We start from the raw sequence: 22,345 nt of genomic DNA, 5'->3' as shown, positions 1-22,345 counted from the left end.
CCGCCGATCTTCGCTGCCGCTGCGACCGTGTTCAGCGTCGCGGCCTTGATCGACGCGTTGTCGTGTTCTGCAATCACCAGAATCGTCATTTCTTTCCGCTCCCTCTTACAGCACCTTGGCTTCGGTCTTCAGCTTCTCGACCAGCGTCTTCACGTCCGGCACCTTCACGCCGGCCGCGCGCTTCGGCGGCTCGGCCACCTTCAGCGTCTTCAGACGCGGCGTCACGTCCACGCCGAGGTCTGCCGGCTTGACCGTTTCCAGCGGCTTCTTCTTCGCCTTCATGATGTTCGGCAGCGTCACGTAGCGCGGCTCGTTCAGACGCAGGTCGGTCGTGACGACCGCCGGCAGCGTCAGCGACAGCGTTTCCGCACCGCCGTCGACTTCACGTGCGACCGTGGCCTTGCCATCGGCGACCGTGACCTTCGAGGCGAACGTCGCCTGCGGCAGACCTGCCAGCGCGGCCAGCATCTGGCCCGTCTGGTTCGAGTCGTCGTCGATCGCCTGCTTGCCGAGGATCACCAGTTGCGGCTGCTCCTTGTCGACCAGCGCCTTCAGGATCTTCGCGACGGCCAGCGGCTCGACGCCGTCGGTCGACTCGACCAGGATCGCGCGGTCCGCGCCGATCGCCAGCGCCGTGCGCAGCGTTTCCTGCGCCTGCGTCACGCCCACCGAAACCGCGACCACTTCGGTCGCCACGCCCGCTTCCTTCAGGCGCACCGCTTCTTCAACGGCGATTTCGTCGAACGGGTTCATCGACATCTTCACGTTCGCGATGTCGACGCCCGTGTTGTCCGACTTCACGCGGACCTTCACGTTGTAATCGACCACTCTTTTCACTGGCACCAGGATTTTCATGCACACGCTCCAAAGTTACGAATACGACCAGAGGCCATTCTATAGCGAGGCCCCGTGATTGCGCGGCCAAGCGGGCCCATCATGGCCGCCGAGGATAGCGCTCCTCGACGGCGCGCCGGTAATAGCGAACGATCGTTCTATTTTAAAAGAGAAAAAACCCGGGCGCAAAGCCCGGGATTTGGATCATCGACTCTAATCGGCACCGGGCGCGCCCTGCATCTCGCGCTGACTGCTTACCAGGCGGCGATCACCGCGCCGCCGAACTTCTGTTCGATGAATTGCTTCACTTCCGGGCTCCGATAGGCCGCGACGAGCTTCGCCACCCACGGTCGCGCGCGGTCGGCTTCGCGAATCGCGAGGACGTTCGCGTACGGACCGTTCGGGCCCTCGATCGCGATCGCGTCCTGCTTCGGCTTCAACCCGGCTTCCATCGCGTAGTTGGTGTTGATCGCGGCCGCGTCGACGTCGCCGAGCGAGCGCGGGATCTGCGCCGCGTCGAGCTCGACGATCTTCAGCTTGCGCGGATTGTCGACGATGTCGAGCGGCGTCGCCTTCAGCCCCGCATCCGCGCGCAGCTTCAGCAGCCCCTGCTTCTGCAGCAGCAGCAGCGCGCGGCCGCCGTTGGTCGGATCGTTCGGTACCGCGACGCGCGCACCGGGCGCCAGCTCGGCCAGCGACTTCACGCGCTTCGAGTAGATGCCCATCGGGAACGTGACGGTATCCGCGACCTTGATCAGCTTGTAGCCACGGTCCTTCACCTGCGCCTGCAGATACGGGTCGTGCTGATAGCTGTTCGCGTCGAGGTCGCCCGCGGCGAGCGCCGCGTTCGGCTGCACGTAGTCGGAGAATTCGACGATGCGGATGTCGAGGCCGCTTCGCGCCGCGACCTTCTTCACGTATTCCATGATCTGCGCGTGCGGGCCACCCGTCACGCCGACCTTGATCGTTTCGGCCTGCGCATGCGCGCTCGCGAACAGTGCAGCCGCGCTAATGGCGGCCGCGAACTTGAGCATGAAGCGTCGTTGCATCGTCTCCCCCGAAGGATGAAGGTCTTTTTACTTGTGGCTCAGCCGGCGTACGAGCCAGTCGCCGAACGATTGCACGATCTGCACGAACACGATGAGGATCGCGACCACCGTCCACATCACTTCCGGCAGATAGCGCTGGTAGCCGTAGCGGATCCCGAGATCGCCGAGCCCGCCGCCGCCGATCGCGCCGGCCATCGCCGAATAGCCGACCAGCGACACGAACGTGATCGTCAGACCCGCGACAATGCCCGGCAGCGACTCGGGCAGCAGCACCTTGAAGACGATCTGCGACGTCGTCGCGCCCATCGACTGCGCGGCCTCGATCAGCCCGCGATCGACTTCGCGCAACGCCGTCTCGACGAGCCGCGCAATGAACGGCGCCGCCGCGAGCGTCAGCGGGACGACGGCCGCGGCCGTGCCGATCGACGAGCCGGTGACGAGCCGCGTAAATGGAATGACCGCGACCAGCAGAATGATGAACGGCGTCGAGCGCACCGCGTTGACGAGGCCGCCGAGCACGCGATTCACGCCGAGGTTCTGCAGCACGCCCTGGCGGTCGGTCAGATAGAGCAGCACGCCGAGCGGCAGCCCGACGAGCGCACCGACCGCCCCGGAGATGCCGACCATGATCAGCGTCTCCCAGAACGACTGCACGAACATATCGAACATCTCACTCAACATACGAAAGCTCCTCTACCACGACACCTTGCTCGCGCAGGAACGCGAGCGCCTGCCCGACCTTGCCCGGCTCGCCGCCAGCGAGCACGGCGAGCGACCCGAACGCCTGACCCTGGATCTCGTCGATCTGGCCGTGCAGGATGTTGAAATCGAGCTCGTAGCGGCGGATCGTTTCCGACAGGATCGGCTGGTCGACGCCCGTGCCGGTGAACGCGAGCCGCAACAGATGCCCGCTGCCGGTCTTCATCCGCTCGGCCACGCGCGCCTTCAGCGCCGGCGGCAGCTCCTGCGCGATCACGTCGCCGATCAGCGCGCGCGTCACTTCGTGATGCGGTTGCAGGAACACGTCGATCACGCGCCCCTGCTCGACCACGCGGCCCGCGTCGAGCACCGCGACGCGATCGCATACCTGCTTGATCACTTCCATCTGGTGCGTGATCAGCACGATCGTGAGGCCCAGCTCGCGGTTGATGCGCTTGAGCAGATCGAGGATCGAACGCGTGGTTTCGGGATCGAGCGCCGACGTCGCTTCGTCCGACAGCAGCACCTTCGGCTTGCTCGCGAGCGCGCGCGCGATGCCGACACGCTGCTTCTGGCCGCCGCTGATCTGGGCCGGATAGCGGTCTTTCTGCGCGGACAGCCCGACGAGCTCGAGCAGCGGCAGCACGGCGGCTTCGATCTCGGCACGGCTCGCGCCGGCCAGTTCGAGCGGCAGCGCGACGTTGTCGAACACCGTGCGCGACGACAGCAGGTTGAAGTGCTGGAAGATCATGCCGATTTCGCGGCGCGCCTCGCGCAGTGCGCCGGCCGGCAGCACCGTGAGATCGCGCCCGCCGACGACGACGTTGCCTTCGGTAGGCCGTGTGAGCAGGTTGATGGTGCGCACGAGCGTGCTCTTGCCGGCGCCGCTGCGGCCGATGATGCCGAACACCTCGCCCTGCGGAATCGACAGGTTGACGTTGTGCAATGCGTCCACCCAGCCGGACGGCCCGGGAAAACGCTGCGACAGATTGCGTAATTCGATCATGTAAACAAAACGGCGGCCGGCAGGCGAGGGTCGCCGGTCAGCCGCCAGATGCATCTGGAATAGCCGGCGATTTTACCGCAAACACCTCATTCCCCTTAATAATCAATTTCGCTCTTTTCATAACCCAGTGAAATTAGAGGCGCGCAGCGACTCCCTTGCGCGAAGGCCGCGACTATGATCCGGAATACCCATGCCAACTGACAAGGAGACCGCCAGATGAGCGCCATCACGCCGCCCGACACTGCAGCCGCCGCAGCCGCCATCGCAGCCGGGGATCCGGCCGCGTGTCCCCCGGCGCGAATGGGCCGGCTGCGCACCGCGGACGGGCTCGAACTGGCGTTGTACCGCTGGCCGGCCGCGGACGGCAGCGCGCCGCCGCGCGCGACGGTCGCGCTCGTACACGGCCTCGCCGAACATGCGGGGCGCTACGAGCGGCTGGCAGCACGGCTGAACGCGGCGGGCATCTCGGTGCTGGCGATCGACCTGCGCGGGCACGGCCGGTCGCCGGGCAAGCGCGCGTGGGTCGAGCGCTTCGACGATTACCTGAACGACGCGGATGCGCTGGTTGCCGAAGCCGCGCGCGGCAATACGCCGCTCTTCCTGATGGGGCACAGCATGGGCGGCGCCATTGCGGCGCTGTATGCGATCGAACGCCTGCCGGCCAGTGGCCACACGCTCGCTGGCCTCGTGCTGTCGAGCCCGGCGCTCGCGCCAGGGCGCGACGTGCCGCGCTGGATGCTGGCGATGAGCCGCTTCATCAGCCGCGTGTGGCCGAGCTTCCCCGCGATCAGGATCGATGCGGCGCTGCTGTCGCGCGATCCGGCGATCGTCGCGGCCAATCGGGCCGACCCGCTCGTGCACCACGACGCGGTGCCCGCGCGCACCGGCGCCGAACTCCTCGACGCGATGGCGCGCATCGAACGCGGCCGCGGCTCGCTGCGCGTGCCGGTGCTCGTCTATCACGGCACCAGTGACAAGCTGACGGAACCCGACGGCAGCCGCGCGTTCGGCGCGCACGTCGGCTCGCCCGATCGCACGCTGACGCTCTACGAAGGCGGATTCCACGAAACGATGAATGATCTCGAGCGCGAGCGCGTGATCGATGCGCTGATCGCGTGGATTCACGCGCACGCGCCGGCCGGCTGAGGTCGCGCGGGCTGCGTGGACGCGCTGCGCCCGCCGGTAGCCGAGCAGGTCGCGCGGCGCGGTCGCGGCCGGCAAGCTGCGCAGCCGCGACCGCTTGCCGATGCGCGGCAGCTCGCCGCGCGCGTCAGACGCCGGCGAGCGCGCGCAGATGCGCGACGACGCTGCGCCCGAGCGCCGACAGGTTGTAGCCGCCCTCGAGGCAGCTGACGATGCGGCCCTGCGCGTGCCGGCGCGCGACCTCGACGATCTGCGCGGTCAGCCATTCGAAATCGGCCTCGACGAGCCCGAGATTGCCGATGTCGTCCTCGCGATGCGCGTCGAAGCCGGCCGACACGAACACCATCTGCGGCTTGAACGCATCGAGCCGCGGCAACCAGAACATGTCGACCGCTTCGCGCACCGCCATCCCGTTGCTGCGCGCGGGCATCGGCAGGTTGACCATGTTCGGCGCCTGATGGTCGGCGCCCGAGAACGGGTACAACGGATGCTGGAAGAAGCTGCACATCAGCACGCGCTCGTCGTTCGCGAACGCCGCTTCGGTGCCGTTGCCATGATGCACGTCGAAATCGATGATCGCGACACGTTCGAGGCCGTGGACGTCGAGCGCGTGCCGCGCGGCGATCGCCACGTTGTTGAAGAAGCAAAAGCCCATCGCGCGCGCAGGCTCCGCGTGATGACCGGGCGGCCGCACGCTGCAGAACGCATTCGCGTAGCGGCCCTCGATCACCGCATCGGTCGCCGCGATCGCGGCGCCGGCCGCGCGCAACGCGGCGCGCCAGGTGTCGCGATTCATCAGCGTGTCGGGATCGATTTCGACGTAGCCGTCGACCGGCGTCATGCTGCGGATGTAGTCGATATGAGCCTGCGTATGCACGCGACCCAACGCGACCTCGCTCGCGAACGGCGCGGATTCGTGCACGATCAGGTCGTCGATGCGGCTCGCGATCAGCTGATCCTGGATCGCCGACAAGCGGGCCGGGCATTCCGGATGCCACTCTCCCATCTCGTGCAGCATGCAGTCGGGGTGCGTATAGAAGGCGGTTGCCATAAGCTGTCATCCGCGGCGTCGGGTGCGCCGCAGGTCTCCATCAATGATGTCCATCGTCTTGCCGCGAATTCGCCGCTAACTTACCACAACGCTGCGCCGCCACGTCCCGGCGCGCGGGATGCGTCGGGTATACTGCACCGTACCCCACCGCCCTGTCCGCCCGCTTCGACATGAATTCCAGCAAGCCCGCCGCCCTTCTCTCCACGCTGTTGCACGTTCGCGCTCCACTCGTCGCCGCTGCGCTCGCCGCCACGGCCGCGGTCTCGCCCGCGCACGCGCAGACGCAGCCGACGAAGCCCGCCGGCATGCTCGTCGCGCAGGCCCAACCGCAGCAGCCGGCGCCGCAAGGCCAGACCTTCGAAGAAGAAATCGTTCCGCAGCGCTACGCGAACAACGCGAAGGTCGATGCATTCATCGACGAGATGGTGAGCCGCGACGGCTTCGATGCCGCGAGCCTGCATGCGCTGTTCTCGCGCGTCAGCTATTCGGCGACCGCCGTGAAGCTCGTGAAGCCCGCGCCCACGCCGTCGGTGAAGAATTGGCGCGTTTATCGTTCGCGCTTCATCGAGCCGATCCGCATCAATGCCGGCGTGAAATTCTGGAAGGCGAACCGTGCGACGCTGCAGCGCGCGTCGCAAGAGTTCGGCGTGCCGCCCGAAGTGATCGTCGGCATCATCGGCGTCGAAACGATCTACGGGCGCTACATGGGCAACTTCCGCGTGCTCGATGCGCTGACGACGCTCACGTTCGATTATCCCGACACGCCGAATCGCGACAGCCGCCAGGCGACGTTCCGCAAGAACCTCGAGGACTTCCTCGTCTGGACGCGCGACAGCCAGCTCGACCCGACCACCGTGCTCGGCTCGTACACGGGCGCGATCGGCATTCCGCAGTTCCTGCCGAGCAGCATCCGCGAATACGCGGTCGACTACGACGGCGGCGGCCACGTCGATCTGCGCAGTAGTCCTGCCGACGCGATCGGCAGCGTCGCGAACTACCTGAAGCAGCACGGCTGGGAAACCGATCGCCCGGTGGTCTGGCGGATCACGCCGGACACCGGCAGCCTCGGCATCGCGCAAGCCGCCGCCGACGGTCAGCCCGAACCGCACTGGGCGCTGTCGCAGTTGCTGCGCGCCGGCATGACGCTCAACGAGCCGACCGTCAACATCACGACCGAAGCCGGTACGCCGGTCACCGTGGTCGACCTGCCGTCGCCGGGACACGCGACCGAGTACATGCTCGGGCTGAAGAACTTCTACGTGCTGACGCGCTACAACCGCAGCTTCTTCTACGCGCTCAGCGTGTATCAGCTCGGCGAAGCGGTGAAGGCGCAAATGGAGGCGAGCGGCGCACTGCCGCTGCCGCCCGCCGACACGGACCCGTCTGCGCAATAAGCAGCGTTCGCACAAACGAAAAGCGCCGCTCGATGCGGCGCTTTTTTCATCGGCTCGACGGCGTGCGGCCGTGGGCCGCGATCACGCAGGAAACACGCCGGTCGACAGGTAACGGTCGCCGCGGTCGCAGACGATGAACACGATCGTCGCGTTCTCGACCTGCCGCGCGATGCGCATCGCGACTTCGCAGGCGCCGCCCGACGAGATCCCGGCAAAAATGCCTTCGACGGCCGCGAGCCGGCGCGCCATCGTTTCGGACGCGGCCTGGCTCACGTTCTCGACGCGATCGACGCGGCTGCGATCGAAGATCGTCGGCATGTAGGCTTCCGGCCACTTGCGAATGCCCGGAATGCGCGAGCCGTCTTCCGGTTGCGCGCCGATGATCTCGATCGCCGGATTCTGCTCCTTCAGATAGCGCGACGTGCCCATGATCGTGCCCGTCGTGCCCATCGCGGACACGAAGTGCGTGACGCGTCCTTCGGTGTCGCGCCAGATCTCCGGACCGGTCGACTCGTAATGCGCGACGGGGTTGTCCGGGTTGCCGAACTGGTCGAGGATCACGCCCTTGCCTTCGCGCTGCATCTGCTCGGCGAGGTCGCGCGCCAGTTCCATGCCGCCCTTCACCGGCGTCAGGATGATTTCCGCGCCGTACGCGGCCATGCTCTGGCGGCGCTCGACCGACAGATCCTCCGGCATGACCAGCACCATCTTGTAGCCGCGGATCGCAGCGGCCATCGCGAGCGCGATGCCCGTGTTGCCGCTCGTCGCCTCGATCAGCGTGTCGCCCGGCTTGATACGGCCGCGCGCTTCCGCCTTGCTGATCATCGACAGCGCCGGACGATCCTTCACGGAGCCGGCCGGGTTGTTGCCTTCGAGCTTCGCGAGCACGACGTTGTTGCGCGCGCGAATCTCGTCGTCCGGCAGGCGGACCAGTTGCACGAGCGGGGTGTTGCCGATCGTGTCTTCAATCGTTTTGTAAGCCATGGGATACCGTGAGTGCGAGGCCGATCAATCGATCGATTGTAAACCAGCACCGACGCTCGCGCGGGCAACCCCTTCGCGGCGATGGAATACCGGTGCGATGCGATGCGCGATCGCGCAACGCGCGACGGGCCACGCAAAAAACCCGCGGCATGCCGCGGGAAGCCGTCCAACGACGGCGCCTGAAGGATCTTGTGGTGGCGCGTGCGCTACTTCTGTGGTGTGCGGGCGGCCGCGGCGGCCGGCTTCGGTGCTGCCGGCTTGCCGGCAGCAGCCGTGCCCGCACCGGCCGCGCCTGCCGCGCCGATGGTCAAGCCCTCCTGTTGAAGACGCTCGACCGTATGGCCGCCCATTCCCTTCACGCGCGATGCGAGGTCGTCCGCGCTCTTGAACGGGCCACGTGCGCTGCGTTCGTCCAGAATCGCCTTGGCCCGCGCCGGGCCGATTCCCCTGATGCCGACGAGCGCGTTTTCGTTCGCGGTGTTGACGTCGACGGCCGCCCAGGCCGACGCGATCACGCCGGACAGCGCCGCGGCGGCCAACCATTTCCTGATCATGTGCTGGATCTCCGATGAAAGCGGCCGGCGGCTGCCGACCGTGAGACCCAGTCTAGCGATGCGACGCGCGCGCTTAAACCTGGCCGGACAGCCAACGCACGTAGCGATCGACACCTTCCTGCACCGTCAGGAACGGCGCGTCGTAGCCGGCCGCGCGCAGCTTCGTCTGGTCGGCCTGCGTGAAGCACTGGTACTTGCCGCGCAGCGCATCGGGGAACGCCACGTATTCGATCAAGCCCTGCTCGACCTGCTGCGCGAGCGTGAGCGGCGGCAGGTTGTCGAGCGCACGCAGCGTATTGACGACCGTCGACGCGATGTCGTTGAACGGCTGCGCGCGGCCCGTGCCGAGATTGAAGATGCCCGACTTCTCCGGATGATCGAAGAAGAACAGGTTGACCTTCGCGACGTCTTCCACCGACACGAAGTCGCGCGTCTGCTCGCCCGGCGCGTAACCGTTGTACTCGCCGAACAGCTTGACCTTGCCTTCCGCGCGGAACTGGTTGAAGTTGTGGAACGCCACCGACGCCATGCGCCCCTTGTGCGTCTCGCGCGGACCGTACACGTTGAAGTAGCGGAACCCGGCGATCTGGCTCCTGGCGCTCGGCAGCACGCGGCGGATCACCTGGTCGAACAGGAACTTCGAGTAGCCGTACACGTTCAGCGGCGCCTCGACCTCGCGCTCTTCGACGAAGCGCGTCGAGCCGCCGTAGATCGCCGCCGACGACGCGTACAGGAACTGCGCGCCCTGCGCGAGGCACGCATCGAGCACCGCGCGGCTGTAGCGGAAGTTGTTGTCCATCATGTAGCGGCCGTCGGTTTCCATCGTGTCCGAACAGGCGCCTTCGTGGAACACCGCGCGCACCTTGCCGAAATCGCCGCGCGCGAAGCGTTCGACGAATTCGGTCTTGTCGAGATAGTCGTCGATCTCGCAATCGACGAGGTTACGGAACTTGTCCGCGCGCGTCAGATTGTCGACCGCGATGATGCGCGACTCGCCGCGCTCGTTGAGCGCCTTGACGATGTTCGCGCCGATGAAACCGGCTGCACCGGTGACGATGAGGGTCATGGTCATCCTGCCTGAAAAATGACGAGACGATCGCGCGGCGCTCGGTCGGGCCGCGGCGATCGCTCAATGAAACAGTTCGTCGTAGTCGACGGTGGCCGTGCCGAGCTTGCCGACCACGATCCCCGCCGCGCGGTTCGCGAGCACCACGGCGTCGACGAGCGGCACGCCGGCGCCGAGCATCGTCGCGACCGTCGCGATCACGGTGTCGCCCGCACCCGATACGTCGTACACCTCGCGCGCGAGCGCCGGCGCATGCAGCTCGCCCGCCGCCGAGAAGAGCGTCATCCCCTCCTCGGAACGCGTGAGCAGCAGCGCGTCGATGTCGAGCTCCGCGCGCAGCTTCGCGACCCGCTCGCGCAGATCGTCCTCCGACTTCCAGTGCCCGATCACTTCGCGCAGCTCCGCGCGATTCGGCGTGATCAGCGATGCACCGCGATAGCGCGCCCAGTCGTCGCCCTTCGGATCGACGAGCACCGGTTTGCCGCCCGCGCGCGCGCGCTCGATCATCGTCGTCACGTGAGTGAGACCGCCCTTCGCGTAGTCCGACATCAGCACGACGTTGTGCTGCGGCAGCAACGTGTCGAAATGGGCGAGGCCCGCGAGCAGCACTTCGTGCGTCGGCGTCGCCTCGAAGTCGACGCGCAGCAGCTGCTGCTGGCGTGCCAGCACGCGCAGCTTGATGGTCGTCGGCAGCGCCGCGTCGCGTTCGAGATGCGGCGTGACGCCGCTGCTGGCCAGCAGTTCGACGATCCGCTCGCCCGGTTCGTCGCAGCCGACCACGCACAGCAGCCCCGCCTGCGCGCCGAGCGTCACGACGTTGCGCGCGACGTTGGCCGCGCCGCCGAGCCGCTCTTCCTGACGCTGCACGTGCACGACGGGCACCGGCGCTTCCGGCGAAATGCGGTCGACGTTGCCGAACCAGTAGCGGTCGAGCATCACGTCGCCGACGACGAGCACGCGCGACTTCGCCAGCTGCGCGCGCGGGACCGGCACCACTTCGCGAAGAGAACTCATCGTGCGCTCACCCACGGGAAACGGTTTGGGGGTCGACATACGGGCGTCCGATCGCGTAGTAGTCGATGCCGATCTCGGCCATCGCATCCGGCTCGTACAGATTGCGCCCGTCGAAGATCACCGGCGCCTTCAGCTCCGCTTTCAGGCGCGTGAAATCCGGACTGCGGAATTCCTTCCACTCGGTGACGATCACGAGCGCATCCGCGCCGGCGACCGCCGCATCCTGCGTATCGACGAAGTGCAGACGCGCGAGCGCGTCGGCGCCTGCTTCGAAATCGAGCGCGAACACGCGGCGCGCCTCGTCGATCGCGACCGGGTCATACGCGCGCACGGTCGCGCCGCGCGCGAGCAGCGCGGCGATGAGCCGGCGGCTCGGCGCCTCGCGCATGTCGTCGGTATTCGGCTTGAACGCGAGGCCCCACACCGCGAACGTGCGGCCGCTCAGATCCGCGCCGAAGCGCTGTTCGATCTTGCCGATCAGCACGTCCTTCTGCGCCGAGTTGGCCGCCTCGACGGCCTCCAGGATGCGCAGCGGCTGGCCGTTCTCGCCGGCCGTGCGGATCAGCGCCTGCACGTCCTTCGGGAAGCACGAGCCGCCGTAGCCGACGCCCGCATACAGGAAGTGATAGCCGATCCGCGGATCGGAGCCGATCCCGCGCCGCACCGCTTCGATGTCGGCGCCGACCTTGTCGGCCAGATTCGACATCTCGTTCATGAACGAGATGCGCGTCGCGAGCATCGCGTTCGCCGCGTACTTCGCGAATTCGGCCGAGCGCACGTCCATGTAGATCGTGCGCTCGTGATTGCGGTTGAACGGCGCGTAGAGCTTCTTCATCTTCTCGCGCGCCACGCTGCCCGTCTCGTCGTGGTCGACGCCGATGATGATCCGGTCCGGCCGCATGAAATCTTCGACGGCCGCGCCTTCCTTCAGGAATTCCGGATTGGAGACGACCGAGAAGCGATGCGCGACGCTGCCGCCGAGCCCGCGGGCCGCGAGCGCGTCGTCGACCACCGCGCGCACGCGCTGCGCGGTGCCGACCGGCACCGTCGACTTGTCGACGATCACCTTGAAGCCCGTCATGTGGCGGCCGATGTTGCGCGCGGCCTCGAGCACGTATTGCAGGTCGGCCGAGCCGTCCTCGTCGGGCGGCGTGCCGACCGCGATGAACTGGATCTCGCCGTGGGCGACACTCGCCTCGATGTCGGTCGAGAAACGCAGCCGCCCTGCCGCGCGATTGCGCGCGATGATGTCGAGCAGGCCCGGTTCGTGAATCGGCATCCCGCCGTTGTTCAGGATCTCGATCTTGCGCGGATCGACATCGAGACAGAAGACGTCGTGGCCGATCTCCGCGAGACAGGAACCCGTGACAAGACCGACATAGCCGGTGCCGATGATGGTGATTTTCATAGATGTTCCGGTACGTCCCGGTAATTGACTAACTTGGCCGCCCGGCCGAAGCCGGCGGCAACCGCCACGCGTCGCGCCGCTCGCCGGGATCAGCCCGGCATCGCAGGTTCGACGCGCCGCGGCGCATAGGTTTCCCAGCCGCTGCAACCGGGGCACTGCCAGTAGAAGAGCCGTGCCCGGAAACCGCAATTCTGGCACGTATAGCGCGGCAGATTCTTGGTGCGCTGCCGGATCAGCGCGCGCATCATTTCAAGCTCCTTACGGCGCGGCTCGTCGGCCGCGGCGATCTGCGCATCCAGCAGGTGCAGCATGCCCGACAGGTTCGGCGACTTCTCCATCTGCGCGCGCGCGAGTGCGTGCGCAGCGTCCTGGCCGCGCATGCCCGCGATGTGCTGATACGCGATGTCGAGCAGATCGTTCGACGGATAGCGATCGACATAGCCCATCAGCAGCTCCGCGCCGTCGACCGGCTTGCCGAGCGCGATGTACGCCTTCATCAGCTTGTCGGCGACGAGCGGCAGGTAGGCGGGGTTCTGCGTTTCGACGCGCTTCCAGTGACCGATCGCGGCGGCGGGATCGCCGGCCGCTTCGGCCGCGTCGCCCGACAGGATCGTCGCGCGCACGTTCTGCGGGTTCGCCGCGAGCGCGAGCTTCAACTGCTCGGCCGCCGCCGCGGTGTTCTTGCGCTGCAGCGCATCCTGCGCGAGTTCGCAGTGGAACTGCGCGATTTCGATGCCGAGCGGCTTGTCGCTCATCGACTCGATGCGTCGCGCGGTGTCGATCGACTTGTTCCAGTCCTTTTCGATCTCGTAGATCGTCAGCAACGCCCGCTGCGCACCGAGCGCGTAGTCGCCGTCGGCGAGGCGGTGGAACGCCTCCTCCGCCCGGTCGAGCAGGCCGGCCTTCAGGAAGTCCTGGCCGAGCTCGTACAGCGCGTGGTCGCGCTCGTTCACCGGCAGGTCCGTGCGGCTCAGCAGGTTCTGGTGGACGCGGATCGCGCGGTCCGTCTCGCCGCGGCGGCGAAACAGGTTGCCGAGCGCGAAGTGCAGCTCGACCGTCTCGGGGTCGAGCTTGGCGACCTCGATGAACGCATCGATCGCCTTGTCCGGTTGTTCGTTCAACAGAAAATTCAGGCCGCGAAAATACGAGCGCGGCAGGTTGGCGCTCTCCGACAGGAGATTCTTCAGGTCATAGCGTGACGCCGCCCATCCGAGCGCGAACGCGACGGGAATCGCGAGCAACCACCAGAAATCCAGATCCATGCGAGATATCGAAGCAGAGACGAAAACCGCGCGAAATTCGCGCGGCGTCGGTGTTAAATGACGGGCGGCATCGGCGGCTGGTCGACGACCGCCGGGGTTTCACGCGCGGCGCGCAGATCCCGCTTGAGACGTCCGTTCTCCAGACGCAGCCGGAAGATTGACGGCAGCGCAGACAGCAGACCGGCCAGCAGACCGACGACGAAGAACGCGAGACCGATCAGGATCAGCGGCGCCTGCCACGCGTAGCCGGCAACGAAATTCAGCGTCGCGGTTTGCGTATTGGCCAGCGCGAGCACCAGCAGCAGCACGAACACCAATACCCGGATCAGCCAGACGATAAACTTCATGTAGCCCTCTCTTTGTTGAGGTTTGCCGCGGCGCGCGACTCCCCTTCGCGTCGCCGAATCGACCCGTATTGTAAAGGATGCGTTTCGGCGTCAGCGCAGATCGTTCGGAGTGCGTCGTCCTGCCGCCGCCGGAAATGAAAAAAGCGCCCGCTAGGGGCGCTTTCTTTTCAGCCTTCGCCGGACAGGTTCCGGGCAAACCGCACGACGCTCAACGCTCGTCGTCCGGGTCGTCAGCCTTCAGCGGCTCACCGGCGCGACCGTCGACGCGTTCACGCAATTCCTTGCCGGGCTTGAAGTGCGGCACGAACTTCTCGGGCACCTGCACTTTCTCCCCCGACTTCGGGTTGCGTCCGACGCGCGCCGGGCGACGGTTGAGGCCGAAGCTGCCGAAACCGCGAATTTCGATGCGATGCCCTTTCGACAGAGCGTCGGACATCGCATCGAGCATCGTTTTCACCGCGAAATCCGCATCCTTGAGGACAAGTTGCGGAAATCGCAGTGCCAGCTGTGCGACCAACTCGGATTTGGTCATACTTCAGCAGACCTCGCGAGGCTTACTGGTTCTGGCCGTCGAGCTTCGCCTTCAGCAGCGCGCCGAGGTTGGTCGTACCGGTCGCAGCAGCGCTCGAGTCCGACTGCAGGCCGCGGATCGCTTCCTGTTGTTCAGCCGAGTCCTTCGCCTTGATCGACAGGTTGATGCCGCGCGACTTGCGATCGATGTTGATCACCATCGCGTTGACCTTGTCGCCTTCCTTCAGCACGTTGCGTGCGTCTTCGACGCGATCCTGCGAGATTTCCGAAGCGCGCAGGTAGCCTTCGATGTCGCCCGTCAGCGTGATCACGGCGCCCTTCGCATCGACCGACTTCACCACGCCGTCGACGATCGAACCCTTGTCGTTCATTGCAACGTAGTTGCTGAACGGGTCGCCTTCGAGCTGCTTGATGCCGAGCGAAATACGCTCCTTCTCGACGTCGATACCGAGCACGATCGCTTCGACTTCGTCGCCCTTCTTGTACTTGCGAACGGCTTCTTCGCCGGCTTCGCTCCACGACAGGTCCGACAGGTGGACCAGGCCGTCGATGCCGCCCGGCAGACCGATGAACACGCCGAAGTCGGTGATCGACTTGATTGCGCCCGTGATCTTGTCGCCCTTCTTGAAGTTGCGGCTGAAGTCATCCCACGGATTCGGCTTGCACTGCTTCATGCCGAGGCTGATACGACGACGGTCTTCGTCGATCTCGAGGACCATGACTTCGACTTCGTCACCCAGCTGGACAACCTTCGACGGTGCGACGTTCTTGTTGGTCCAGTCCATTTCCGACACGTGGACCAGGCCTTCGATGCCCGATTCCACTTCGACGAATGCGCCGTAGTCGGTGATGTTCGTGACCTTGCCGAACAGGCGCGTGCCCGACGGGTAACGGCGCGAGATGCCTTCCCACGGATCGTCGCCCAGTTGCTTGATGCCCAGCGAGACGCGGTTCTTCTCTTGGTCGAACTTGAGGATCTTCGCGGTGACTTCCTGGCCAACCGACAGGACTTCGCTCGGGTGACGCACGCGACGCCATGCGATGTCGGTGATGTGCAGCAGGCCGTCGATGCCGCCGAGGTCGACGAACGCGCCGTAGTCGGTGATGTTCTTGACCACGCCGTTGACGATCGCGCCTTCCTTCAGCGTCTCGAGCAGCTTCGCGCGCTCTTCGCCTTGCGTTGCCTCGATCACGGCACGACGCGACAGCACGACGTTGTTACGCTTGCGATCGAGCTTGATCACGCGGAACTCGAGCGTCTTGCCTTCGTACGGGGTCGTGTCCTTGACCGGACGCGTGTCGACCAGCGAACCCGGCAGGAACGCGCGGATGCCGTTGACCATCACGGTCATGCCGCCCTTCACCTTGCCGGTGATGGTGCCGGTGACGAGTTCGTTGTTGTCGAGGGCCTTTTCCAGCGACAGCCACGATGCAAGGCGCTTCGCCTTGTCGCGCGACAGGATCGTGTCGCCGTAGCCGTTTTCGAGTGCGTCGATCGCGACGGACACGAAATCGCCCGACTGCACCTCAACCTCGCCCTGATCGTTCAGGAATTCCTCGATCGGAATGTAAGCCTCGGACTTCAGGCCTGCATTGACGACCACGAAGTTGTGGTCGACGCGCACGACTTCGGCGGAAATCACTTCGCCGGCGCGCATGTCTTGGCGGGTCAGCGACTCTTCGAACAGAGCCGCAAAGGATTCGGTATTCGGGGTGGAGGTTTGCAGGTCGGACATAAAAATCGGATTGTGCATGGATCGCTGTGCCACGCCGGCCGGAATGGCAGGCTGAAAGAGCCAGATCGAAACCATACGGGGTTAAGGGTTTGAAACACGCTGAGCGCTCGCGCGCCCAGCACCTACTGCTGCCCGCCTTTTCAGGCCGGCTGGCCGAGCGCCCGGTACCACTGCAGCACCTGATCGACCGCTTGATCGACCGAAAGCGCCGACGTATCGAGCAGCTTGGCATCTGCCGCGGGCTTCAGCGGCGCGGCCGCGCGATTGCTGTCACGCGCGTCACGCTCACGCAAATCCCGGAGCAAGTTATCTATATTAGCAGAAAATCCTTTTTGCATCAATTGCTTATGCCGCCTCGCCGCGCGAGCCTCGGCGCTGGCCGTCAGAAACACCTTGAGCACGGCGTCCGGGAAGATCACGGTGCCCATGTCGCGGCCGTCCGCAACCAGGCCCGGCGTCTTGCGGAAAGCCCGCTGGCGCGCCACCAGCGCCACGCGCACCGGGCCGTGCACGGCGATCGCCGACGCGCGGTTGCCGACCGCCTCCGCGCGGATGTCGTTCGACACGTCGACGCCGTCGAGCTGCGCGCAGCCCTCGCGAAACGTGATGTGGAGGTCGTCGATCAGCTTCACGAGCGCGTCGATGTCCTGCGCGTCGATCCCGTAGCGCACGCTCGCGAGCGCAGCGAGCCGGTACAGCGCGCCGCTGTCGAGCAGGTGAAAGCCGAGGTGCGCGGCGACGAGCGCCGCGACGGTGCCCTTGCCGGAAGCGGTCGGGCCGTCGATCGTGATGACGGGGGTCGGGTGAAAGGGTCGGGTCGATTTCATCGGGTACGGTCGGTCAGGCCTTGGCGAGCGCGGCGAAGCGGTCGAAATAGTCGGGGAACGTCTTGCCGACGCACTTCGGGTCGTTGATCCGCACGGGCACGCCGCCCAGGCTGACGAGCGAGAAGCACATCGCCATCCGGTGATCGTCGTAGGTGTCGATCGTCGCGTTCGGCGTGAGCCGCTGAGGCGGCGTGACGACCAGATAGTCGGGCCCCTCCTCGACCACCGCGCCGAGCTTGCGCAATTCGGTCGCCATCGCCGCGATGCGGTCGGTTTCCTTCACGCGCCAGCTCGCGATGTTGCGCAGCGTGCTCGTGCCGCTCGCAAAGAGCGCCGCGACCGCGATCGTCATCGCGGCGTCCGGAATCAGGTTGAAATCCATGTCGATCGGATCGAGCTTGCCGTGATCGTGGCCGATGCCGCGCACCTCGATCCAGTCGTCGCCCATCGACACGTTCGCGCCCATCTGCATCAGCGCGTTCGCGAAGCCGACGTCGCCCTGGATGCTCGCCCGGCCGACGCCCTCGACGCGCAGCGGGCCGCCGCCGAGCGCGCCGGCCGCGAGGAAATACGACGCCGACGACGCGTCGCCCTCGACCATGATGCGCCCCGGCGAGCGGTAACGGACCCCGGCCGGCACGACGAAGCGCTGCCAGCCGTCGCGCTCGACGGTCACGCCGAAGCGTTCCATCAGTCGAATGGTGATGTCGATGTACGGCTTCGAGATCAGTTCGCCGTCGACTTCGACGACGATCTTGCCGTCCTTCGCCTTCACGAGCGGCAAGGTCATCAGTAGCGCGGTCAGGAACTGGCTCGACACGTCGCCGCGCACGCGGATCGGCGCGTCGACCGTGATCGCCGCCGGCTTGATCCGCAGCGGCGGAAAGCCTTCGTTCTGTTCGTAATCGATCTGCGCGCCGATTTGCCGCAGGCCGTCGACGAGATCGCCGATCGGCCGCTCGTGCATGCGCGGCACGCCGTGCACGCGGTAGTCGCCGCCGTTGACCGCAAGCGCCGCCGTCAGCGGGCGCACCGCGGTGCCGGCGTTGCCGAGGAACAGATCGGCCGTCCTCGCGGTGAACGCGCCGCGCGTGCCGGCGACGACGCAGGTGTCGCCGTCGCGCGTGAACCGCACGCCCAGCTTGCCGAGCGCGTCGAGCATCACGCGCGTGTCGTCGGAATCGAGCAGGTTCGTGATCGTCGTTTCGCCTTCGGCGAGCGCCGCGAGCAACAGCACGCGGTTCGAAATGCTCTTGGAGCCGGGAAGTCGCACGGTGCCGGAGGCACTGGAGTACGGGCCGAGATCGAGATAGTCCATGTGAATCGTCCTGTTATTTCTTGACCGGTTCTGCAGCGGGCTGCGCGCCGCGCTCCTGCCACGCCTTGCGCGCGGCGCGCGAGCGCGTGAATACGGCCTCGAGCGCGGCGCCGTCGCCGGCGTCGATCGCCGCGCGCAGCCGTGCGAGCACGCGCGTGTAGCCGTCGAGTTCGTCGAGCAGCGCCGCGCGGTTGGCGACGCACACGTCGCGCCACATTTCAGGGCTCGACGCCGCGATCCGCGTGAAGTCGCGGAAGCCGCCGGCCGCATATGAGAATTTCAGCTCCGCATCGGCCTCGCCGAGGATCTGCTCGACGAGCGCGAACGACAGCACGTGCGGCAAATGGCTGATCGAGGCGAATACGCGATCGTGCTGGGCCGCGCTCATCGTGCGCACGTCGGCGCCGGTCGCCTGCCACATCGCGTCGATCCGCGCGACCGTCTCGGGTGCGTTCTCCGCGAGCGGGCACAGCACGACGTTGCGGCCGACGTACAGGTCCGGCAACGCGGCTTCGACACCACTCGACTCGCGGCCGGCGATCGGATGGCCCGGCACGAACCGGGCGATCCGCTCACCGAGCGCCGCGCGCGCGGCCGCGACGACGTCGGACTTGGTGCTGCCCGCATCGGTGACGATCGTCGCGGCGTCCAGCCACGGCGCGATGCGCGCGAGCAACGGCTCCGTCTGCGCGACCGGCGCGGCGAGCAGCACCAGATCGGCGCCGGCCAGCGCGTCGCGCAGTTGCGCGTCATCGTCGAGCGCCGCCGCGCGGTCGATCACGCCGAGCGCCAGCGCGCGCTCGACCGATGCACGCGACCGGCCCACGCCGACGATCTCGCCCGCCCCGCCCGAGGCACGCTCGCGCAACGCGCGCGCCAGCGATCCGCCGATCAGGCCGACGCCGAAAATGACCAGTTTGTTGAATGCAAAGCCTGACACGACATGAGCCAAGTGACGCGCGCGGAACGATGCCCGCGCACGGAAGTCCAGATCCCGGGCACCGGGCGCACACCCGGCGCGACCTGCGCCGGATACCGCCCGAACCCGCCGTCGGCAGCGCGGCCCGGCCGGCGCTGCCCCTTCGCCGCCTCGCCGCGTCGCCCGCGCGAGGCAGGCGACGGGCCGCCGCGCATCAGCGCGCGCGCGGATACGAACCGAGTATCTTCAGGAACGCGGCTTTCTGGCCGAGCTCCGCGAGCGCGGCGGCCACCGCCGCGTCGTCCCGGTGCCCTTCGATGTCGATGTAGAAGTAGTACTCCCACGTGCCGACCCGCGCCGGCCGCGATTCGAAGCGCGTCATCGACACGCCGTGCCGCGCGAGCGGCTCGAGCAGCTTGAACACCGCGCCCGGCTCGTTCTTCACCGAGACGATCAGCGACGTCTGGTCGTGACCGCTCTGCCCCGCCGGCTGCTTGCCGACGATCACGAAGCGCGTGCGGTTGTGCGGATCGTCCTGGATCAATGAGAACGCGACCTGCAGCCCGTAGTGCGCGGCCGCACGATCGCCGGCGATCGCCGCGACGCTCGGGTCGGCCGCCGCGAGACGCGCGGCCTCGGCATTGCTCGACACGGCTTGCCGCTCGAGCTGCGGCGCGTTCGCCGCGAGCCACTGCTGGCATTGCGCGAGCGCCTGAGCGTGCGCGCAGACGCGCGTCACGCCGGCGAGCGTGCCGCTTTGCGTGAGCAGGTTGTGATGGATCGGCAGCGCAAGCTCGCCGCTGATCAGCAACTGCGTCTGCAGCAGCAGGTCGAGCGTGCGCGACACCGCGCCCTCGGTCGAATTCTCGACCGGCGCGATCCCGAAGGCGGCCGCGCCCGCCTCGACCGAGCGGAATACTTCGTCGATCGACGGGCACGGCAGTCCTTCGATCGACTGGCCGAAATACTCGAACATCGCCTGTTCGCTGTACGTGCCCACCGGCCCGAGGAACGCGACGTGGATCGTCTGCTCGAGCGCGCGGCTCGCGGCCATGATCTCGCGCCAGATCGCGCTGATGTGCTCGCCCGCGAGCGGCCCGGCGCTCATGTCCTGCAGGCGCGCGATGACCTGCAGCTCGCGCTCCGGCCGGAACACCGGCGCGTTGAAGTGCTTCTTGACCTCGCCCACCTCGAGCGCCACCGCAGCGCGCTGGTTGAGGAGCGCGATCAGCTGCGCGTCGATCGCATCGATGCGGTCGCGCAGCGGTTTCAGGCGGGAATTCAGTTCGTCGTCCATGCGTTTTGCCGTGCTGTTTGAACAGCGCGCCGTCAGGCGTCGCGCCGTTCGAAGTCCTTCATGTACTCGACGAGCGCCTTCACGCCCTCGAGCGGCACCGCGTTGTAGATCGACGCCCGCATGCCGCCGACGGACTTGTGGCCCTTCAGCTGCAGCAGCCCGCGCGCCTTTGCGCCGGCGAGGAAGTCTTCATTGCGCGTTTCGTCGGCCAGGAAAAACGGCACGTTCATCCGCGAACGCACCGCCGGCTCGACCTTGTTCAGATAGAAGCCGCTCGCGTCGATCGTGTCGTAGAGCAGCTTCGCCTTCTCGATGTTGCGGGCCTCGATCGCCGCGAGACCGCCCTGCCGCTTCAGCCACTGGAACACGAGGCCCGCGATGTAGATCGCGTAGGTGGGCGGCGTGTTGTACAGCGAGTTGTTCTCGGCGACGGTCTTCCATTCGAATGCCGACGGGCAGATCGACAGCGCGCGGTCGAGCAGGTCCTCGCGAACGATCACGACGGTCACGCCGGCCATCCCGATGTTCTTCTGCGCGCCGCCGAACAGCACGCCGTACTTCGCGACGTCCATCGGGCGCGACAGGATGTGCGACGACACGTCGGCCACGAGCGGCACGTCGCCGAGGTCGGGAATCTCGAACGTCTCGACGCCGTCGATCGTCTCGTTGGTGCACAGATGCACGTAGGCCGGATCGTCCGACAGCTGCCATTCGGCGCGCGCGGGCGCGCGCGTGAAACCGTCGGCCGTCTTGCCCGAGGCCGCCAGATGCGGCGTGCAGTACTTCTTCGCTTCGTTGAACGACTTCTGCGACCACGAACCGGTGACGACGAAGTCGGCGCTCTTGCGCGAACCGAGCAGGTTCATCGGCACGATCGCGTTCTCGGCGATGCCGCCGCCCTGCAGGAACAGGATCCGGTGGCTGGCCGGCACGTCGAGCAGCTCGCGCAGGTCGGCCAGCGCGGTTTCGTGGATCGACATGAATTCCTTGCCGCGATGGCTCATCTCCATCACGCTCATGCCGCTGCCGTGCCAGTCGAGCATTTCGTCGGCGGCTTGCCGCAGCACTTCCTCGGGGAGCGCCGCTGGGCCGGCGGAGAAATTAAAGACGCGCATCGTGAATAACCTCGGGACGGACGCGGACCGGCTTGCGGCCGGCTCGCTGCCGGCAGAAAGACCGCGCCACAAAAAGGAATGGCCGCTTGCGCTCGCGCGCAAACGGCCATTATCGCACTGTCATCAGGCTCCCGCCAAACCCGACCGGACGGCCGGGCGGCGCGCCCGGACCGCTTACTTGCCCGGCTTGACCGCGGCGACTTCCTTGTCAGCCTGCGTGCGCGTTGCCTGGATCGCTTGCGGCATGTACTTCTGCATCAGGCCGTTGACGACGTCGCGGCCAACCTGATCCTGAACCTGGATGAACTTGCGGCCCGTCGGGCTCTTGTAGAACGTCGTCAGATCCTTGATCTCCGACGTGCTGTAGTACTTCGCGTACGCGTCGTACTGAGCCGACATCGCATCGTTCTGGAACTGCTGCGTGCCGAACACCTTGCCCGCGCCGTCGACCAGCTTCGGCACTGCGTTCTTTTGCAGCGTCGGCACGGCGGCCTGCTTCTGCTTGTCGTTCAGCGTCTTGTTTTCCGACAGCGCGTCCGACAGGATCGCCGGAACGAGTTGCTTCGCTTGCATCTCGGCGCTGTTGCCGATTGCCGACACGAGCTTCGGCGCGTCGATCGCGTCGAGCAGATCCTTGATCGCCGCCTTCTTGTCGGCGTCGATCGGCGCAGCTGCCGCGGTCGCAGCCGGTGCGGAATTCGACAGCGCTTGCGCCATCGCGAACGTCGGCACCAGTGCAGCCAGCAGAACCAGTTGCTTGAATTGCTTTTGCATCATCACTCCCTTGTGGA

At 66.6% G+C, this 22,345-nt stretch carries 22 protein-coding genes; 2 read left to right on the top strand and 20 right to left on the bottom strand.

The annotated features are described in order from the left end of the window. Window positions 1-105 precede the first annotated feature (105 nt). The 4 genes from EX20_RS16680 to EX20_RS16665 form a co-directional block, all read right to left on the bottom strand. Complete coding sequence (locus EX20_RS16680) at window positions 106-855, bottom strand: electron transfer flavoprotein subunit beta/FixA family protein (RefSeq protein ID WP_034194146.1); 750 nt, start codon at window positions 853-855, stop codon at window positions 106-108. A gap of 233 nt (window positions 856-1,088) precedes the next feature. Then, window positions 1,089-1,883 (bottom strand): MetQ/NlpA family ABC transporter substrate-binding protein, encoded by a 795-nt coding sequence (locus EX20_RS16675; protein WP_011883845.1) that lies wholly within the window; start codon window positions 1,881-1,883, stop codon window positions 1,089-1,091. Between the two features lie 27 nt (window positions 1,884-1,910). Next, window positions 1,911-2,564 carry a methionine ABC transporter permease gene (locus EX20_RS16670; protein WP_011883843.1) on the bottom strand — a complete coding sequence of 218 codons (654 nt, stop codon included), beginning with the start codon at window positions 2,562-2,564 and terminating at the stop codon, window positions 1,911-1,913. After that, entirely contained in the window at window positions 2,554-3,588 is a 1,035-nt protein-coding gene (locus tag EX20_RS16665) for a methionine ABC transporter ATP-binding protein (RefSeq protein ID WP_034194145.1), read from the bottom strand. The genes EX20_RS16670 and EX20_RS16665 overlap by 11 nt, the downstream gene beginning before the upstream one ends. A gap of 216 nt (window positions 3,589-3,804) precedes the next feature. Between EX20_RS16665 and EX20_RS16660 the strand changes: the two genes are divergently transcribed. After that, entirely contained in the window at window positions 3,805-4,734 is a 930-nt protein-coding gene (locus tag EX20_RS16660; RefSeq protein ID WP_034194144.1) for an alpha/beta hydrolase, read from the top strand. Window positions 4,735-4,858: 124 nt separating this feature from the next. On the opposite strand, the gene EX20_RS16655 is transcribed toward EX20_RS16660, so the two are convergent. Continuing rightward, on the bottom strand, window positions 4,859-5,782 hold the full coding sequence (locus EX20_RS16655; protein WP_011883840.1) for a histone deacetylase family protein: 924 nt from the start codon (window positions 5,780-5,782) through the stop codon (window positions 4,859-4,861). A 170-nt stretch (window positions 5,783-5,952) separates the two neighbouring features. On the opposite strand from EX20_RS16655, the gene mltB reads away from it, so the two are divergent. Beyond that, window positions 5,953-7,176: a lytic murein transglycosylase B gene (gene mltB, locus EX20_RS16650; protein WP_014722685.1), complete on the top strand. Its 1,224-nt coding sequence runs from the start codon at window positions 5,953-5,955 to the stop codon at window positions 7,174-7,176. 81 nt (window positions 7,177-7,257) lie between these two features. On the opposite strand, the gene cysM is transcribed toward mltB, so the two are convergent. The 15 genes from cysM to EX20_RS16575 all read right to left on the bottom strand — a co-directional run bounded on the left by cysM (window position 7,258) and on the right by EX20_RS16575 (window position 22,328). Next, window positions 7,258-8,160, bottom strand: a complete 903-nt coding sequence (cysM, locus tag EX20_RS16645) for a cysteine synthase CysM (RefSeq protein WP_011883837.1) — start codon at window positions 8,158-8,160, stop codon at window positions 7,258-7,260. A 206-nt stretch (window positions 8,161-8,366) separates the two neighbouring features. Next, window positions 8,367-8,714, bottom strand: coding sequence for a ComEA family DNA-binding protein (locus EX20_RS16640; protein WP_034194143.1), 348 nt, complete (start codon window positions 8,712-8,714; stop codon window positions 8,367-8,369). A 73-nt stretch (window positions 8,715-8,787) separates the two neighbouring features. Then, on the bottom strand, window positions 8,788-9,780 hold the full coding sequence (gene rfaD / locus EX20_RS16635) for an ADP-glyceromanno-heptose 6-epimerase (protein WP_011883833.1): 993 nt from the start codon (window positions 9,778-9,780) through the stop codon (window positions 8,788-8,790). A gap of 63 nt (window positions 9,781-9,843) precedes the next feature. Next, window positions 9,844-10,794 carry a D-glycero-beta-D-manno-heptose-7-phosphate kinase gene (rfaE1, locus tag EX20_RS16630; RefSeq protein ID WP_011883831.1) on the bottom strand — a complete coding sequence of 317 codons (951 nt, stop codon included), beginning with the start codon at window positions 10,792-10,794 and terminating at the stop codon, window positions 9,844-9,846. Window positions 10,795-10,801: 7 nt separating this feature from the next. Further along, window positions 10,802-12,202, bottom strand: coding sequence for a UDP-glucose dehydrogenase family protein (locus tag EX20_RS16625; RefSeq protein ID WP_011883830.1), 1,401 nt, complete (start codon window positions 12,200-12,202; stop codon window positions 10,802-10,804). Window positions 12,203-12,291: 89 nt separating this feature from the next. After that, the gene (gene lapB, locus EX20_RS16620; protein ID WP_034194142.1) at window positions 12,292-13,464 is read right to left on the bottom strand and encodes a lipopolysaccharide assembly protein LapB; all 1,173 of its coding nucleotides are present in this window, start codon (window positions 13,462-13,464) and stop codon (window positions 12,292-12,294) included. Window positions 13,465-13,517: 53 nt separating this feature from the next. After that, a complete protein-coding gene (locus tag EX20_RS16615; RefSeq protein ID WP_011883826.1) occupies window positions 13,518-13,811 on the bottom strand; it encodes a lipopolysaccharide assembly protein LapA domain-containing protein in 294 nt (97 codons plus the stop codon). 208 nt (window positions 13,812-14,019) lie between these two features. Beyond that, a complete protein-coding gene (locus tag EX20_RS16610) occupies window positions 14,020-14,343 on the bottom strand; it encodes an integration host factor subunit beta (protein ID WP_006750752.1) in 324 nt (107 codons plus the stop codon). A gap of 22 nt (window positions 14,344-14,365) precedes the next feature. After that, the gene (gene rpsA / locus EX20_RS16605) at window positions 14,366-16,078 is read right to left on the bottom strand and encodes a 30S ribosomal protein S1 (RefSeq protein ID WP_034176254.1); all 1,713 of its coding nucleotides are present in this window, start codon (window positions 16,076-16,078) and stop codon (window positions 14,366-14,368) included. A 140-nt stretch (window positions 16,079-16,218) separates the two neighbouring features. Next, complete coding sequence (cmk, locus tag EX20_RS16600; RefSeq protein ID WP_034194141.1) at window positions 16,219-16,905, bottom strand: (d)CMP kinase; 687 nt, start codon at window positions 16,903-16,905, stop codon at window positions 16,219-16,221. Between the two features lie 13 nt (window positions 16,906-16,918). Beyond that, window positions 16,919-18,223: a 3-phosphoshikimate 1-carboxyvinyltransferase gene (gene aroA, locus EX20_RS16595; protein WP_034194140.1), complete on the bottom strand. Its 1,305-nt coding sequence runs from the start codon at window positions 18,221-18,223 to the stop codon at window positions 16,919-16,921. A 13-nt stretch (window positions 18,224-18,236) separates the two neighbouring features. Beyond that, entirely contained in the window at window positions 18,237-19,163 is a 927-nt protein-coding gene (locus EX20_RS16590) for a prephenate dehydrogenase (protein WP_034194139.1), read from the bottom strand. A 193-nt stretch (window positions 19,164-19,356) separates the two neighbouring features. Further along, window positions 19,357-20,439 carry a prephenate dehydratase gene (pheA, locus tag EX20_RS16585; protein WP_011883815.1) on the bottom strand — a complete coding sequence of 361 codons (1,083 nt, stop codon included), beginning with the start codon at window positions 20,437-20,439 and terminating at the stop codon, window positions 19,357-19,359. Between the two features lie 32 nt (window positions 20,440-20,471). Continuing rightward, window positions 20,472-21,554, bottom strand: coding sequence for a 3-phosphoserine/phosphohydroxythreonine transaminase (gene serC / locus EX20_RS16580; RefSeq protein WP_034194138.1), 1,083 nt, complete (start codon window positions 21,552-21,554; stop codon window positions 20,472-20,474). A 174-nt stretch (window positions 21,555-21,728) separates the two neighbouring features. Beyond that, a complete protein-coding gene (locus tag EX20_RS16575) occupies window positions 21,729-22,328 on the bottom strand; it encodes a DUF2059 domain-containing protein (RefSeq protein WP_011883810.1) in 600 nt (199 codons plus the stop codon). Window positions 22,329-22,345 lie beyond the last annotated feature (17 nt).

Origin of the sequence: Burkholderia sp. WP42 (assembly GCF_000745665.1) — a bacterium.
Classification (GTDB): Bacteria; Pseudomonadota; Gammaproteobacteria; order Burkholderiales; family Burkholderiaceae; genus Burkholderia; species Burkholderia vietnamiensis.
The sequence above is the reverse complement of the archived record's forward strand: the minus strand, read 5'-3'. Positions and strand labels throughout refer to the sequence as shown.